This window comes from Methylocella silvestris (assembly GCF_002891535.1).
In the GTDB taxonomy this organism is placed as follows: domain Bacteria; phylum Pseudomonadota; class Alphaproteobacteria; order Rhizobiales; family Beijerinckiaceae; genus Methylocapsa; species Methylocapsa silvestris_A.
Genome location: NZ_PDZR01000020.1, coordinates 70480 through 85082 on the forward strand (window position 1 = coordinate 70480; position 14603 = coordinate 85082).

Annotated in this window: 10 protein-coding genes; 2 read left to right on the top strand and 8 right to left on the bottom strand. The window is 63.7% G+C overall.

The window, feature by feature from the left end; genetic code table 11:
• Window positions 1–28: 28 nt before the first annotated feature.
• Window positions 29–1891 (bottom strand): tRNA uridine-5-carboxymethylaminomethyl(34) synthesis enzyme MnmG, encoded by a 1863-nt coding sequence (gene mnmG, locus CR492_RS15620; protein ID WP_102844676.1) that lies wholly within the window; start codon window positions 1889–1891, stop codon window positions 29–31.
• Between the two features lie 39 nt (window positions 1892–1930).
• The gene (gene mnmE / locus CR492_RS15625; protein WP_432431217.1) at window positions 1931–3253 is read right to left on the bottom strand and encodes a tRNA uridine-5-carboxymethylaminomethyl(34) synthesis GTPase MnmE; all 1323 of its coding nucleotides are present in this window, start codon (window positions 3251–3253) and stop codon (window positions 1931–1933) included.
• 103 nt (window positions 3254–3356) lie between these two features.
• Here mnmE and CR492_RS15630 point away from each other — a divergent pair, with 103 nt between their 5' ends.
• Together CR492_RS15630 and CR492_RS15635 are read left to right on the top strand one after the other, a co-directional pair.
• A complete protein-coding gene (locus CR492_RS15630; RefSeq protein ID WP_245412112.1) occupies window positions 3357–5429 on the top strand; it encodes a thioredoxin domain-containing protein in 2073 nt (690 codons plus the stop codon).
• Between the two features lie 198 nt (window positions 5430–5627).
• Window positions 5628–6725, top strand: coding sequence for a choloylglycine hydrolase family protein (locus tag CR492_RS15635; protein WP_245412114.1), 1098 nt, complete (start codon window positions 5628–5630; stop codon window positions 6723–6725).
• Window positions 6726–6824: 99 nt separating this feature from the next.
• On the opposite strand, the gene CR492_RS15640 is transcribed toward CR492_RS15635, so the two are convergent.
• From CR492_RS15640 to CR492_RS20970, 6 genes are all read right to left on the bottom strand, one after another.
• Window positions 6825–7889 (bottom strand): HEAT repeat domain-containing protein, encoded by a 1065-nt coding sequence (locus CR492_RS15640; protein ID WP_102844661.1) that lies wholly within the window; start codon window positions 7887–7889, stop codon window positions 6825–6827.
• Window positions 7890–7908: 19 nt separating this feature from the next.
• On the bottom strand, window positions 7909–9147 hold the full coding sequence (locus CR492_RS15645) for a hypothetical protein (RefSeq protein ID WP_146030299.1): 1239 nt from the start codon (window positions 9145–9147) through the stop codon (window positions 7909–7911).
• Window positions 9148–9386: 239 nt separating this feature from the next.
• On the bottom strand, window positions 9387–11636 hold the full coding sequence (locus tag CR492_RS15650; protein WP_102844663.1) for a primosomal protein N': 2250 nt from the start codon (window positions 11634–11636) through the stop codon (window positions 9387–9389).
• 4 nt (window positions 11637–11640) lie between these two features.
• Complete coding sequence (locus CR492_RS15655; RefSeq protein ID WP_102844664.1) at window positions 11641–12372, bottom strand: TerC family protein; 732 nt, start codon at window positions 12370–12372, stop codon at window positions 11641–11643.
• A 164-nt stretch (window positions 12373–12536) separates the two neighbouring features.
• Window positions 12537–12836 carry a hypothetical protein gene (locus tag CR492_RS15660; protein WP_102844665.1) on the bottom strand — a complete coding sequence of 100 codons (300 nt, stop codon included), beginning with the start codon at window positions 12834–12836 and terminating at the stop codon, window positions 12537–12539.
• Window positions 12837–13057: 221 nt separating this feature from the next.
• A partial coding sequence (locus CR492_RS20970) for a L,D-transpeptidase family protein (protein ID WP_210200259.1) occupies window positions 13058–14603 on the bottom strand: 1546 nt, incomplete at its 5' end.

Genomic DNA, 14603 nt, shown 5'->3' on the forward strand with positions numbered 1-14603 from the left:
TTGGCGCGCCCCGTATCCTTTGCTCTGCTCAAATCGAGCCTGCGCCCGCGCGCCTGACGGTCGCGGCCAATAGCGTCATCGCAACCGGGGTCATGCCCTCGATACGGCTTGCCTGCGCCAGGCTGCGGGGCCGAACCTGGCTGAGCCGTCCGCGAATCTCGGTCGAAAGGCCGGTGAGGAGGTCGTAATCGACCGAATCCGGGATAAGCATGGCTTCATCCCGGCGCGCCGCCTCGATATCGCGTTTCTGCCGCGCGAGATAGACCGCATATTTGGCGTCAATTTCGATCTGCTCGGCAATCGTTGGCTCGATCGCCCCGAGTTCGGGCCAAATCGCCTGCAGTTTTGCCATGGATGCGTCTGTGAGAGCCAGAAGCTCAAAAGCGCCGCGACGAACCCCGTCGTGATTGATCTTGACGCCATGCTGCGCCGCCTCATTCGGCGTCAGATTAAAGCGCTCAAGCAAACCGCGCGCATGCTGGAGCGCCGTCATTTTCGCCTGAAAAGCGGATGAACGCTCGGCGCCGACACAACCCCATCTGAGCCCGGAGCCCGTCAAACGCTGATCGGCATTGTCGGCGCGAAGCGATAGCCTGTATTCAGCCCGTGAGGTGAACATCCGATAGGGCTCGCTGACGCCGCGACAGATGAGATCGTCAATCATGACGCCGAGATAGGCCTCTGACCTCTCAAAAACGATGGGCGCGCCGCCGCCCGCCCGCGCGGCAGCGTTCAATCCAGCGGCCAGTCCCTGGGCTGCCGCTTCTTCGTAGCCCGTCGTGCCGTTGATCTGGCCGGCGAGGAAAAGGCCTCCGAGTTTTTTGGTTTCCAGCGTGGGCTTCAATTCGCGCGGATCGATAAAATCATATTCGATCGCATAGCCGGGCTGCAGCACGTTAACGCGCTCCAATCCAGGGATGGTGCGCAGAAAAGCGGCTTGCACCTCCTCCGGCAAGGAGGTCGAAATTCCATTCGGATAAATGGTGTCGTCGTTGAGCCCCTCCGGCTCCAGGAAAATTTGATGCGACTCCCGGTCCTCGAAGCGGACGACCTTGTCTTCGATCGAGGGACAATAGCGTGGCCCGCGTCCGCCGATCGCGCCGGAATAGACCGGCGATTGGCCAATATTCTCCCTTATGACCTTATGCGTCGCAATTGTCGTATGGGTGATGAAGCAATCGATCTGCGGATTGACGATGCGCGCCGTCAAAGTGGAAAAGGGCTGCGGATCAGGGTCGGGCGCCTGACGATCGAGGCCGGCCCAATCGATCGTCCTGCCGTCAAGTCGCGGCGGGGTGCCTGTTTTAAGCCGCCCCATGGCAAAGCCCCGCGCTTCCAGCGTCTCGCCAAGCTGAATCGACGGGCTTTCGCCGATCCGGCCGGCGGCTACCTTGACCTTGCCGCGATGAATCACGCCGCGCAAAAAAGTGCCGGTGGTGATGACAACCGAGCGGCAGCAAAACTCGCGACCATCGCTAGCGACAATTCCCGCGATTTCGCCATCGCGGATCAGGAGATCCGCGGCTTCGCCTTCGAGGACGGACAGATTGGTGGTGTCGGCGAGAGCGGCCTGCATAGCCTTTCGATAAAGCGCCCGGTCAGCCTGGGCGCGCGGGCCCCGGACGGCGGGACCCTTTGCCCGGTTCAGCATCCTGAATTGAATACCTGCAGCGTCAGCGACGCGGCCCATCAGACCATCCAGGGCGTCAATCTCCCGCACAAGATGGCCCTTGCCGAGACCGCCGATGGCCGGATTGCAGGACATGACGCCAATGGTGGCGCGCGAATGGGTAAGCAAGGCCGTTTTTGCGCCCATGCGTGCGGCGGCGGCGGCCGCTTCGCACCCCGCATGGCCGCCGCCGACCACGATCACGTCGAACGCCTCTTGCATGCCGCTTAGCCCTTTGCCCTGTTTCACGTGAAACAGGCCCTATTTTCCGATGCAAAATTTGGAAAAAATATCGCCAAGGACGTCTTCTACATCAACCCGCCCGACGAGTCTCTCCAGCGCGAAAAGAGCCGCCCGCAAATCCTCGGCGATGATCTCCACCGCCAGATCAGGATTGGACTGGATGCGCGCCAAAGCGCCTTCCGCCTCGGCGATCGATTTCCGATGGCGTTCCTGCGTAATGATCCCCTCGTGACCCGCCCCGCCGGCTTGCCCGGCAAAATGCGTCAGCCGATCGAGCAAAATATCGAGATTGAGACCGCTCGCCGCGCTAACGCACAGCCCCACACTGGGCACAGCGTCTGGCGCCAGGTCCGCTTTGGTCGCGATCCGCCAAAGCTCAGGACCGCCAAGCCGCTCGTCAGGCGCCTGACCGTCGCCAATTTCGCTCAGCCAAAGCACAAGATCAGCTTTCTGCGCCCGCGCCAGGGCGCGCGAGACCCCGATTTGCTCAACAGGATCCGCTGTCTCGCGCAGGCCCGCGGTGTCGATCAACAGCGCCGCATAGCCGCCAAGATCGAGCTCCACCTCGAGCACATCGCGTGTAGTTCCCGCGTGTTTCGACACAATCGCCACATCGCGACGAGCCAGAGCGTTGAGCAGCGTCGATTTCCCTGCATTCGGCGGCCCGGCGATGACGATGGTCAGCCCCTCCCTGATCCGCTCGCCCGCGCGGGCCGCATCGAGCTCGCTCCGCAATTCGGCGAGCACAGGCGCAATGATGGGCGCCACATCGAGCGCGGGCGCGGCGGCGACATCGCCTTCATCGGAAAAATCAATGTCGGCGGCGATCCGTGCGGAGGCCTCAATCAAGGCGGCTCGCCAGCGCCCGGCGCGCCGCCCCAGCAACCCCTCCGTCTGCCGCAACGCCTGGCGCCGCTGCGCCGCGGTTTCGGCGGCGACAAGATCGCCGATCCCCTCGACCTGCCCAAGATCGAGCTTGCCATTCATTAAAGCGCGCCGCGAAAACTCGCCGGCCTCTGCCGCGCGGGCTCCGTCAATCGAGCCGATTGCAGCGATCAGCCCGGCGACCACCGCCCGTCCGCCGTGGACGTGAAATTCGGCGCCGTCTTCGCCGGTATAGCTACGCGGCGCTTGGAAAAAAATGACGAGCCCTTGATCGATCGGCTCGCCTGTCGCCGGATCTCGGAAGGTTGCCAGCGTCGCGACCCGAGGAGCGGGCAGGCGCCCCGCGACGGTCTTGACAATCGCGCCGCTGATCGGTCCCGTAAGGCGCAGAATCGCAATCGCCGCTCGGCTCGCCCCCGAGGCGACGGCGAAGATCGTATCTCCGCTGCGCCCAATCGGCGCGGAACCCTCTGACCCATTCAACGCCGGACTCCCCAAGGCTATATAAAGTTTGTAAATAGCCTGTCTTGCACATCGCCGACGGCAAGGATCTCAAGCCATGTCAGCCCAAGCCATGCCCGCCAATGAACTCGGCCAAGCGGCGAGCCCCTACCTGCTGCAGCACGCCAATAATCCCGTGCATTGGCGCATGTGGTCGGAGGCGGCGCTCGCCGAGGCCTCCGCGCAGGGAAAACCGATCCTGCTCTCCGTCGGCTACGCGGCCTGCCACTGGTGCCACGTCATGGCCCATGAAAGCTTCGAGGACGAAGCGACTGCCGCCGTCATGAACGAGCTCTTCGTGAATATCAAGGTCGATCGCGAGGAACGGCCGGATATCGATCATATCTATATGCAGGCGCTGCACGCTTTCGGCGAGCGCGGCGGCTGGCCGCTCACCATGTTCCTGACGCCAAAGGGCGAGCCGTTCTGGGGCGGCACCTATTTTCCCAAGACCGAGCAATATGGCCGCCCGGCCTTCGTCACCGTGCTGCGCACGGTTGCCCACGCGTTCCATGAGGAGCCGCACCGGATCGCCGCCAATGTCGGCGCGGTTCGGCGCAATCTTGCAAAAACGCCGACCGCCGGTGGCGGCGATTTCTCGCTCGCGCAAATGGACGATATCGCCGCGCAGCTCGTGACCGCGGTCGACACCGTCGACGGCGGCCTCAAGGGCGCGCCGAAATTCCCCAATACGCCGATCCTCGAAATGCTGTGGCGCGCCGGCGCCCGCACCGGCAATGCCGCCTACGGCGAAGCGATGCGGCTGGCGCTCGAAAAAATGTCGGAAGGCGGCATCTACGACCATCTCGGCGGCGGCTATGCCCGCTATTCGACCGACGATCGCTGGCTCGTGCCGCATTTCGAGAAGATGCTCTACGATAATGCGCAGATCCTTGAATGCCTGGCGCTCTGCTTCGACGCCTTCAAGGATGATTTGTTCCTGCAGCGCGCGCGCGAAACGGTCTCCTGGCTCGAACGCGAAATGACCAATCCGGGCGGCGCCTTCAGCGCCAGCCTCGACGCCGATTCCGAAGGGGTTGAAGGCAAATTCTACGTCTGGACGTTCGACGAGCTCGTCGCGGCGCTTGGCGCCGACGAGGCGCGATTCTTCGGCAAATTCTACAACGCCGCACGGATCGGCAATTGGGTCGACGCCCATTATCCAAACGGCGTCACGATTTTGAACCGGCTCGAATCGGCGCGGCCAACCGCCGAGGAAGAGGCGCGTCTTGCCCCCTTGCGGCAGAAACTTTTCGACCGGCGCGAGGCGCGCGTCCACCCCGGACTCGACGACAAGATCATGGCCGACTGGAACGGTTTGATGATCGCCGCACTCGTCAACGCCGCAACGCTCACCGGCGAGCACCATTGGGTCGCGCTCGCCGCGCGCGCCTATGATTTCATCGTCGGAACCATGCTCTATCGCGACGGGGAGGGATTAACCCGCCTCGCCCATAGTTTTCGCGCAGGCGTTCTCGTCAAGCCAGGTCTTGCGCTCGACTACGCCGCCATGATGCGCGCGGCGCTGACGTTATATGAAGTTCGTAATTTAAAGGGGTTCGCAGCGACGCGCGATTACCTTTCCGACGCGCGCGCCTTTGCGCAGACGCTCGAGGCCTGTCATGTCGATCCAGACTCAGGGCTCATCGCGATGGCGGCGAAGGATGCCGCCGACGTCATCGTCAAGCTCGCGCCGACGGCGGACGACGCCATCCCCAACGCCCATCCGGTCTATCTTGGCGCCCTGATCCGGCTCGCAGGCGTCGCCGGCGACCAGAGCGCGGTCAATCGCGCCGACAAACTCATCAAGGCGATGATTCCGTCGATACGGGGAAATATCGTCGGCCACGCCGGGACCCTCAATGCCCTGGATCTGAGGCTGCGCGTCAAGGAGATCGTCACGGCGGGGCCTGCCCGCGCCGCGCTTTACGAGACGGCGCTGGCCGCTCCCTTCCTCGACCGGACCGTGATGGACATCGACCGGCCGGAGGAGATTCCGGCGACCCATCCGGCGCGCGCGCAGCAGGACGTCGCGGGCGAGGCCGCCGCCTTCCTTTGTGCGGGAGGCGCCTGCTCGCTTCCCGTGCATGACGTCGAGAACCTGCGCCAGCTGCTGGCGAGCGGCGCGTAGGTCGGACGCCATCAGCGAATTCCCTGACGACGCTTTATTAGTTTAGCTTCAGATTGGCGGAAGCCGGCATTTATTCGGGGCAAGACTACGCCTCCAGCATCATCCGGATCAACAACGCCCTGCGTCACGATGGGCCAACGGGATGGAAACCCAATGCGCTCAAGACATGGATTATCGGCGCGTGCGCGCCTTCGCCAGATGATTGCAGCCTGCGCCGCGGCGGCGCTTGCGTTTGCCTCATCCGCGCAGGCCTGCACCAGCTTTTTACTGAAAACCTCGGACGGCGGCGCGGTCTACGGCCGCACAATGGAGTTTGGGTTTCAGCTGCAGTCGCAGGCGATCGTGATCCCACGCCATATGGACATCGCCGGAACGGGTCCGGGCGGCAAGGCCGGACATAATTGGCAGACGCTTTACGCCGCTGTCGGGCTCAACGCCTTTGGCGTCAGCGTGCTGACCGACGGCGTGAATGAGAAAGGCCTCGCCGGGGGGATTCTTTATTTTCCGGGCTACGCCGTTTACGCCGACCCGGACAAGACCGAACCCGCCACTGCGGTGGCGCCATGGGAGTTTTTGACCTGGGCGCTCACCAGTTTCGCGACCGTCGCCGAAGTGAAGGCGGCGCTCGCCGACATCGCCATCATCGACGTCCAGGAGCCCGAACTCGGCATCACGCCGCCATTTCACTATACGCTTCACGATGCGAGCGGCGCCTCGATCGTGATCGAGCCGCTCGGGGGCAAGCTCAAGGTCTATGACAATCCGATCGGGGTCATGACCAATGCCCCGCCATTCGATTGGCATATGACCAATTTGAAGAACTACGTAAAATTATCCGCCAGGAACGCGCCGCCGCTCACGATCGATGGGCTGACGATCACCTCCTTCGGCCAGGGCTCGGGGCTGCTCGGCATTCCCGGCGATCCAACTCCGCCATCGCGTTTCATCCGGGCGCTCGGCTATGTCGTTTCGGCAAAAAAACTGCCGAGCGGCGACGAAAGCGTGCGTCTTGCCGAGCATATCCTCAATAATTTCGACATCCCGCTCGGGTTTATCCGCGGCGACGGCGCCGAGGAGACGTCCCATCCCTGGGAGTTCACCCAATGGACCTCGATCGCCGACCTCAAGACCAGGCGCTATTACGTAAAGACCTATGACGATCAGGTTCTGCGCGGCGTCGATCTGATGAGCTTTGATCTCGACGCCAGGGAAGTTCGCGCGGCGGAGTTAAAACCCCTTCCGACGCCGCCAGCCTTGCCATTCAGTCCGCCGGGAAAGACTGGGGCCGGCAAATAGATATACACAATTTTATAGTGTACGATTATTTAGGGAGCGGATTACTGCTCGCCCGGCAAGCTGCGCGGCTTTGGTGGATCGGATCGAGATGAGTTGCTGCTAGGGACCGCCGAAACGGGCCCGCGCCCAGGAACGCCATTGCTGCAGCAGTTCGCTTTGCTTCTGGTCAAAGGTCGCGAGCGTCGGCGCCGTCGTCGGATCCTGCAACAGAGCGAGGCCGCGCACGGCGTAGAACCGCACGGATTCGTCGCTGTCGTTGAGCGCGGTCTTCGCAAGCGGCGCGGCGGCGTCCGGCGCGGCGATGCGGCTGAGGACAGAGGCGGCGGCGCGGCGCACAGCGACCTCTTTCGAGCCGAGCATGACGGTCAACGCCGGGATGAGCTCTGGTGAATCCACATGCGCTTCAATGGCGTTCGCCAGTTTTGATGCGCTGAACCCGAGTGTTCCGGGATCGGCGAGGATCGGTGCGACCGATCGCACATAGTCAATCTTTTCCTCGTCGTCCAACGCTTCATCCAACGAGAGGAGCACATATATCGCCCAAAGACGGGCGGGGAGCTGATCTGATGCGGCGATCGTCTTGAGAAGGGCGCCGGCCTCGGAATAGGGGATGGTCGTTAGCGCTTGCGCGGCCGCGTATTCGACATATTGCGCCTGGTCCTCCGGCGCGGCCGAAATCAGGCCCTGGACCCCCTTGACCCGATCGGTCAGCGTCGCCGCAGGCGCCGTCAGAACGTCGCACAGGGCGGCCGCGACATTCGAGAGGGGGTCGGGCGCGGGGGCGCGCGCCGTGGTTTTAGTCTGAGCCGGTTGCGGCGCGGCGGCAAGCGCCGGATGATAGGGGTCTGTTACCGACCAGGCGCCGCCCTTGCCTTTGCGGCCAAGGAAGAAGACTCCATATTGCCGCTCCTCGAGCGAGCCGCGCCCGGCGTAATCCGGCGCCACCGCGATCTGGCGCGAGGGGCTCGCGCCTTTCAAAGTAGCGTCGACCGTGAGCAGGAAAGGCGCCGTTCCCTCCTGGGTCTGGGTGGCGCGGCCGATGACGATCAGGTCGGAAGCCTCTGTCATGGCCGGGACGTCTGCATCGGGCAGGAGCTCCGAATGAACAGGTCCCGTCGCCAGCCCGATCGCCAGAACGGCTGACGCAATAGCTTTCGTCTTCATGCCCGTCTCTCCCGCGATTTCAAGGACAGGTGAAAGGTTGGAAGGTCACAGCGGAGAGCGGAGACTTAATGGAGCAGTTTCGTCCGTGATCCTGGAAGAGCACCCAGGAATTCGACATGACCTGAACGCCGCTAAGGCGGTTCGCGGCGACGCCGCCGATCCAGACACCGCCCGTCCACGAAATTACCGGTTGCGTGCAGAGCTGGTTACCGCATTCCTTGACCGTCCCGGGGGGCTTCGCGCAGGGAACCTGCCCCAACTTTGGGAAAAGAATATTGCAGCCAGCTCCCGATTTGATCAGATCATCATGTATGTCGGTTGGATTGGCGAGCAGGGTCTGTTCCTTATTATTGCCCGCAGTCCAGTTGCTGCCGCCGGGCCATAGATTGGACGAGCCGGCGTTGAAATTCTCCCTGACCGGCACGGGAAGCGGCAATGTCTTGCCGGTCTGATCCTGCAGCAGATAGGTCGGCCGCGAATGATATCCTTGGCCGTCCTTTGAATCGACGACGCCGTTTGGCGCGAGCTTGTAGGGTTTCAGCACGGTGAGCTTGAATTCATCCGAGGTCGCTGTCCCGTCCTTGCTCTTGACCGTGACCTTCACGCTTACCGTCGGCGCGCCTGTGCCCGGGTCCGCGCTCGGCTCGACGACGACCGAATTCTTGTTCTTGGTGTCCATCGTCGCCGAATTATTGGAAAATTGCGCATATTGCGCGCCGCTGGTGATCTGCCAATTGTAGTCGGTCCCCCCCGGCGAGGTCTCGATCGTGGTCACATAGTTCTTCGGCTGCGGATCGACCCCGTTGAACCACCAGACATTGGGACACACCCCCTTGGCCGACTTCGGGCATTTGATTTCCGGCTTGATCTGGAACGAGACCGGGCAGACCGGCGTGTAGGACGCGCAGGCCTTCCCCTTGGCGCCGACAGTGAATTTCACGGTCGAGCCGGCCGCGACGTCCTTCGTCGTGTTCATGGTGACGGTCACACCATCGCCGCCCTTGAACGAAGCGGTTTTGGGACTGTATGTCACGCCCGACGGAAGCTTCGAGACCTGCAGCGTCACGGTGTCTGGGAGGAAAACGCCAATTTGCCCGTTGGTGCAGTAGAACCAGACTTGAAATGTGGTCGACTCCCCGGGCTTGATCGAATTCGGCTTCGGATATCCAGGGTCAGGCCCCGAGCACGAGCCCCTGTTGGCCGCGAGCGCCGCGCCGGAGGAGAGGCTCAAAGCCGCGCCCATGGCGACAAGGCTCAAAAAAGAGCCTCGAAAATTGCAAAATCGCTTCCTGAATTTTCTCATGCGGCCCGTTTCCCGGCGCTTCAAATTTCATTTCTAAATTAAATTTTAGTAATGCAACTCGTCATCGCCCATTTGGGCTATGCGCGCACTGCGGGAAACTGGACGCAAGAGATCAGCCACCCGCAGGCCGCCGTAAAATAGATTTTTGACAATCAAATTTCTCTTATGTAATTATATGTACACAATTTAATTTCTTACAAGAAACTTTGCGGGTCGATATCGATCGCCACTTTCACCCCGCCGCGCTGAGATGGTCCCGCCGCGAGCAATGCATGCAAAAATCCCTGCAAATCGGCCGCGCGCGGCGCGCGAATGAGCAGGCGGAAGCGGTGGCGGCCGCGCAGGATCGCGATAGGCGCCTCCGCCGGACCGAGCAAGGAGAGCTCGCCCTCATCCGGCAGCCCCCCTGCCGGCGCAAGGCTCCATCCGGCGGACTTCGGCAGATCATACGCCGCCCGCGCCAGCGCCCGGGCGAAAGCCTCGGCCGACGCTGCGTCATTGCCCGAGACGATCAGCGCCGCAAGCCGGCCAAACGGCGGCAGACCGGCGCGGCGGCGCTGTTCGATTTCCTCGGCATAAAACTTTTCACTGTCGCCCGACAGGATCGCCCGCATCACCGGATGCTCCGGCTGGAAACTCTGCACCAGCGCGCGCCCCGGGGTCTCGAACCGGCCGGCGCGGCCGGTGACCTGCTGCAGCAGTTGAAACGTGCGCTCCGCCGCACGCGGATCGCCCGACGTCAGGCCGATATCGGCGTCGATCACGCCGACCAGCGTCAGTCCCGGAAAATTATGGCCCTTGGCGACCAGCTGCGTGCCGATCACGATATCGCAGGCGCCGCGCGCGACGGCGTCGAATTCCAGCCGCAACCGCTCCGCGCCGCCCGCCAGATCCGACGACAGGATCATGAGCCGCGCGTCGGCAAACAGCTCGGCGGCCTCCTCCTCCAGCCGCTCGACGCCCGGCCCGCACGCCATCAGGGATTCAACCGCCTCGCAATTGGGGCAAAGCTCCGGCCGGCGCTCGCTGTGACCGCAGTGGTGACAGATCAGCGCCTTGCGGAAGCGATGATCGACGAGCCAGGCCGCGCAATTCGGGCATTGGAAGCGATGGCCGCAGCTGCGGCAGAGCGTCAGCGGCGCATAGCCGCGCCGGTTTAAAAACAGCAGCGATTGCTGGCCCTTGCCGAGATTTTCGGCGAGCGCGGCGATCAGCGGGGGCGAAATCCATTTGCCGCGCGGCGGCGGCTTGAGCCGCATGTCGACCGCCTCGATCTTCGGCATGGCGCGCCCGCCGAAGCGCCCTTTCAGCACCAGGCGCCGGTAGCGGCCCTGATCGGCGTTGACCCGCGTCTCAATGGAGGGCGTCGCGCTGGCGAGGATCACCGCGCATTGCTCGATCCGGCCGCGCACCACCGCCATGTCGCGGGCGTGATAGACGACACCGTCTTCCTGCTTATAGGCGCCGTCATGCTCCTCATCGACGATGACGAGACCGAGCGTCTCGAATGGCAGAAACAGCGCCGAGCGCGCGCCGATGATGATTTTCGCCTCGCCGGAAGCGACAGCGCTCCAGATCCTTGCGCGCCGTGCGGCGCCTACCCCTGAGTGCCACTCGACCGGCGCGGCGCCAAAACGCGCGCCAAAACGGTCGACGAACTGGCTGGTCAGGGCGATCTCCGGCAGCAGCACCAGTGTCTGACGCCCGGCGCGGAGCGCGGCGGCGATCGCCTCGAAATAGGTTTCGGTCTTGCCTGAGCCTGTGACGCCTTCGAGCAGCGTCACGGAAAAGCTCTCCGCCGAGACGGCTTTCGCCAGCTCGGCGGCCGCGGCCGCCTGATCTTGCGATAGCAGCGGCTGGCGGAAATCGGGATCGCCAACCGGCGCGACGGGCTCAGGCGCCAGAGCCTCAAGCGTAAAGACTCCCTCGCGGATGAGGCCTTCTATGACCGAGGCCGAAACCCCCGCCGCCTTGGCGAGCGCCGCCTTCGTCAGCAGGCCGCCCTCTTGCGCCGCGGCCAGCGCCCGCTCCCGCGCCGGCGTAAGGCGGGCGGGAACGGCGCCGGTCGGGCGCAGACCCAGCCGCTTCGGCTCCGGCGCCGCATGAAAAGGGGCGCGGATCGCCATCCGCAGCACCATGCCGCGCGGGCTCATGCCCCAGCGCGCGACCCAGTCGATAAAGTCGCGCAGGCGGTCGCCAAGCGGGGGGATATCGAGCCGGGCGGCGACGGCGCGCAGATTGGAGGCGCCGGGCGGGGCCGGGCGCTGCGCGAAAACGACGCCGATCGCCCGCCGTGGACCGAGCGGCGCTTCGACGAAAGCGCCGGGGACGAGGCCCATCGCGGCGGGGGCGACATAGGAATAGGCGGTGTCGACGGCAACCGGAAACAGCACGTCGACGACGGATTTTTCCGCGTCGGCCCCTGCTTTATCCAAAGGCGCCATGGCGTCAGGCCTCTGGCGAACGCCTCTTGCGCGCAAACATGTTCAGCCCTTCGACCAGACCGGAGAAGGCCATCGCGGTATAGATGTAGCCCTTCGGGAAATGAAACCCGAAACCTTCGGCGATCAGCGTCGCGCCGATCAGCAGCAAGAAGCCCAGCGCCAGCATGACGATGGTGGGGTTGCGATGGATGAAACTCGCCAACGGATCCGCGGCCAAGAGCATGGCGCCGACAGCGGTCAACACGGCGATGATCATGATCGGCAGATGCTCCGTCATGCCGACCGCGGTGATGATGCTGTCGAGTGAAAAGACGAGGTCGAGGAGCAGGATCTGGAAGATCGCCGAGGAAAAGCTCGTCGGCGGCTTGATCTTCTCCTCGCCGCCTTCCATCGGATCGACGGCCTGATGGATTTCGCTCGTGGCCTTGTAGACCAGGAAAAGGCCGCCGGCGATCAGGATGATGTCGCGCCAGGAGAAACCCTGCCCGAGAACGCTTATCACCGGCGTCGTCAGGCGGATGATCGTCGAAATGGTGAACAGCAGGGCGATGCGCAGGATCAGCGACAGGCCGATACCGATGCGACGCGCCTTCGAGCGCTGGTGCTCCGGCAGTTTTTGCGAAACGATGGCGATGAAGACGAGATTGTCTATGCCAAGGACGACTTCCATGACGATGAGGGTCGCGAGCGCGAACCAGGCAGAGGGGTCTGCGGCCAGCGCCAGAAGATCGTTCATGGGTCTCGAAACTCTGTGCGGGCGCCGTCGGGGCCGACGGCGCCTTCAAGGGCTTCGTGCAGGAAGCCGCAGACAGCGTCAAGATGGCGCCGGCGCGGACAGGATTACCATTCGGTAAGAAAGCCGCCCGGCTTCCTTACCGCTTCCTGCGCCCGACGCGCCGTTCAGGCGTGATCCTGGACTCCGCTGTGAACCTTGAACAGCACCTTGCCTTCACGCCACGAGAAGGCGCCCTGCGGGTCGGCGACGTCGATCTCGCGCTCGATGACGAGGCGGTCGCACAGCATGACAATGATGGCTTCGAGCGGCGCGGAGCGGTCATTTTCCTCCGTCATCCGGTCAATGGACATTTCGCCTTCCTCCTCGCCATCGACGAGATGGATAATGAAGACTTCCTCATGCCCCGGCGCGCCATGCGCGTTCACCCGAAACGTCTCGCCGCGATATTCAAACTCACGCACCATGTCCGTCGATCTTTCCACTGGAGCGGGAATCCGCTTCCGTTTCGTCTGGCGGACGTCAAGCGCTGTGCGCCGGGATACCGGATCACTGCATAAACTGGCGTCAATTGCATAAATCCACGCCCGCGGCCGCCGCTATTTTATGCGCGCGATATATAGGCGCCGGCCGCAGCTGAGGTCAAGGCGGCGATCATACCGCAAGCCTCTCATTCTCGCACCGAGAGTCAGCCGTTGCCCTCAAGCCCCAGCGCCGCCCTCACCTTGCGCGAGAAGCCATAAATATCCTCGCTCAATTGCAGCTGGCCGTATTCGTTGACCTTGGCGGTGAAATATTCGAGGTGGATCGGGAGCGGCTTGGCGAGATGCACATAGCGCTCCTTGCCGCCGATGAGCTTTTCCACGCGCTCCTCGCTCCAGCCCCTGCCAAGAACGGTCTGCGCAAAGCGGAACGGATCGTCGACCCTGACACAGCCATGGCTGAAGGCCCGCTTTTCCTGCTCGAACAGCGCGCGGGACGGCGTGTCGTGCAGATAGACCGCGTAATCATTGGGGAACATGAATTTGATGCGCCCCAGCGCGTTGCGCTCGCCGGGGGGCTGGCGGACGCTGAGCTTGCCGTCTTTCCAGGCCGCCTCATAGCCCATCCGATGCAGATAGTTCGGATTGGCCGCGATCTTCGGCATCATCTCTTTCTTGATGATCGACTGCGGCACCGTCCAATAGGGGTTGACGATCAGAAACTGCATCGTGTTGGAGAACACCGGCGTCGGCGTCTCCTCCTTGCCGACGACGACCCTGTTGCGCGAGACGACGGCGCCGTTCTCGATGACGGAAACCTCGAAATCGGGAATATTGACCTCGATACGGCTCTCGCCCATGTCGCGCGGCATCCAGCGCCAACGCTCCATATTGGCGAGGATCTCGGCCTCGACGCGGGATTGCTCACCGCCGGAGAGCAGGGCGATGGTGCGGGCGTTGAGCTGGCCGGAGCCTGGCAGGCCGTTCGCTTTCTGAAAATCGGCGACCGCGCTCGCGACCTGCGTGTCATAGATGAGATTTTCGGGCTCGCCCTCGCGCCCGTCGAGGCTGAGCCGCGAGCGGATCAGCGGCACGCGGCGATCGCGCATGCCGACTTTCAGGATCGGCCCGGTCGGAATTGCCGCCGCGCGGGCCACAGGCGCCGCCGCCCGGCGCGTCTCGTTGAGCTTTGCCCGGAGCGCCTGATAGGCCGGGTGCGGCGGATTGAACGCGAGCAGCGCCGCGCCAGCGTTCTGCCCGGCGCTCGAGACGGTCGCCAGCGCGACGGACGCGTCGGCGAGCTCCGGACGCAAACCAATCAGCGCCGAAATCTGGTGAGGATCGACCCGCGCGCCTGACGCCTGACGCGCATAGGAAACGATCGCGGCGCTGAGCGCGATGTCGGTGCCGGCGATCTCGTCATCGGCGCCGGAGGCCGTAAAACGCGGCGGCAGCTTGACCGACAGCCCGTCCTCGGCGGCAAGCTGAAGCCGTTGCAGCACCGGCCCGACCTCGGCGATCGGACTTCCCTCATGCGACCAGAGGGGCGCGAAGTCGCGCGCCGCATAGAAGGCGGCGACGGCGTCGTGCTCGCGCCGGCGCGAAGCCGAGACGCGATCCACGCCATCCGCCTCGGCGCGGGCTTCGAGCGCCGCCTTGATCGCGGCGTTAAGCGGGGGCAGTGGAGCCAGCGCCGGGATGGCGACGGTCTCGCCAACAGGCGCGGCGGCATTGGGCGGGGGGGGCGAATCA

Bases quoted from the DNA above. Each gene is read 5' to 3' on its own strand.
- mnmG (WP_102844676.1), bottom strand. From the start codon at position 1,891: ATGCAAGAGGCGTTCGACGTGATCGTGGTCGGCGGCGGCCATGCGGGG.
- CR492_RS15630 (WP_245412112.1), top strand. From the start codon at position 3,357: ATGTCAGCCCAAGCCATGCCCGCCAATGAACTCGGCCAAGCGGCGAGC.
- CR492_RS15635 (WP_245412114.1), top strand. From the start codon at position 5,628: ATGATTGCAGCCTGCGCCGCGGCGGCGCTTGCGTTTGCCTCATCCGCG.
- CR492_RS15640 (WP_102844661.1), bottom strand. From the start codon at position 7,889: ATGAAGACGAAAGCTATTGCGTCAGCCGTTCTGGCGATCGGGCTGGCG.
- CR492_RS15650 (WP_102844663.1), bottom strand. From the start codon at position 11,636: ATGGCGCCTTTGGATAAAGCAGGGGCCGACGCGGAAAAATCCGTCGTC.
- CR492_RS15655 (WP_102844664.1), bottom strand. From the start codon at position 12,372: ATGAACGATCTTCTGGCGCTGGCCGCAGACCCCTCTGCCTGGTTCGCG.
- CR492_RS15660 (WP_102844665.1), bottom strand. From the start codon at position 12,836: ATGGTGCGTGAGTTTGAATATCGCGGCGAGACGTTTCGGGTGAACGCG.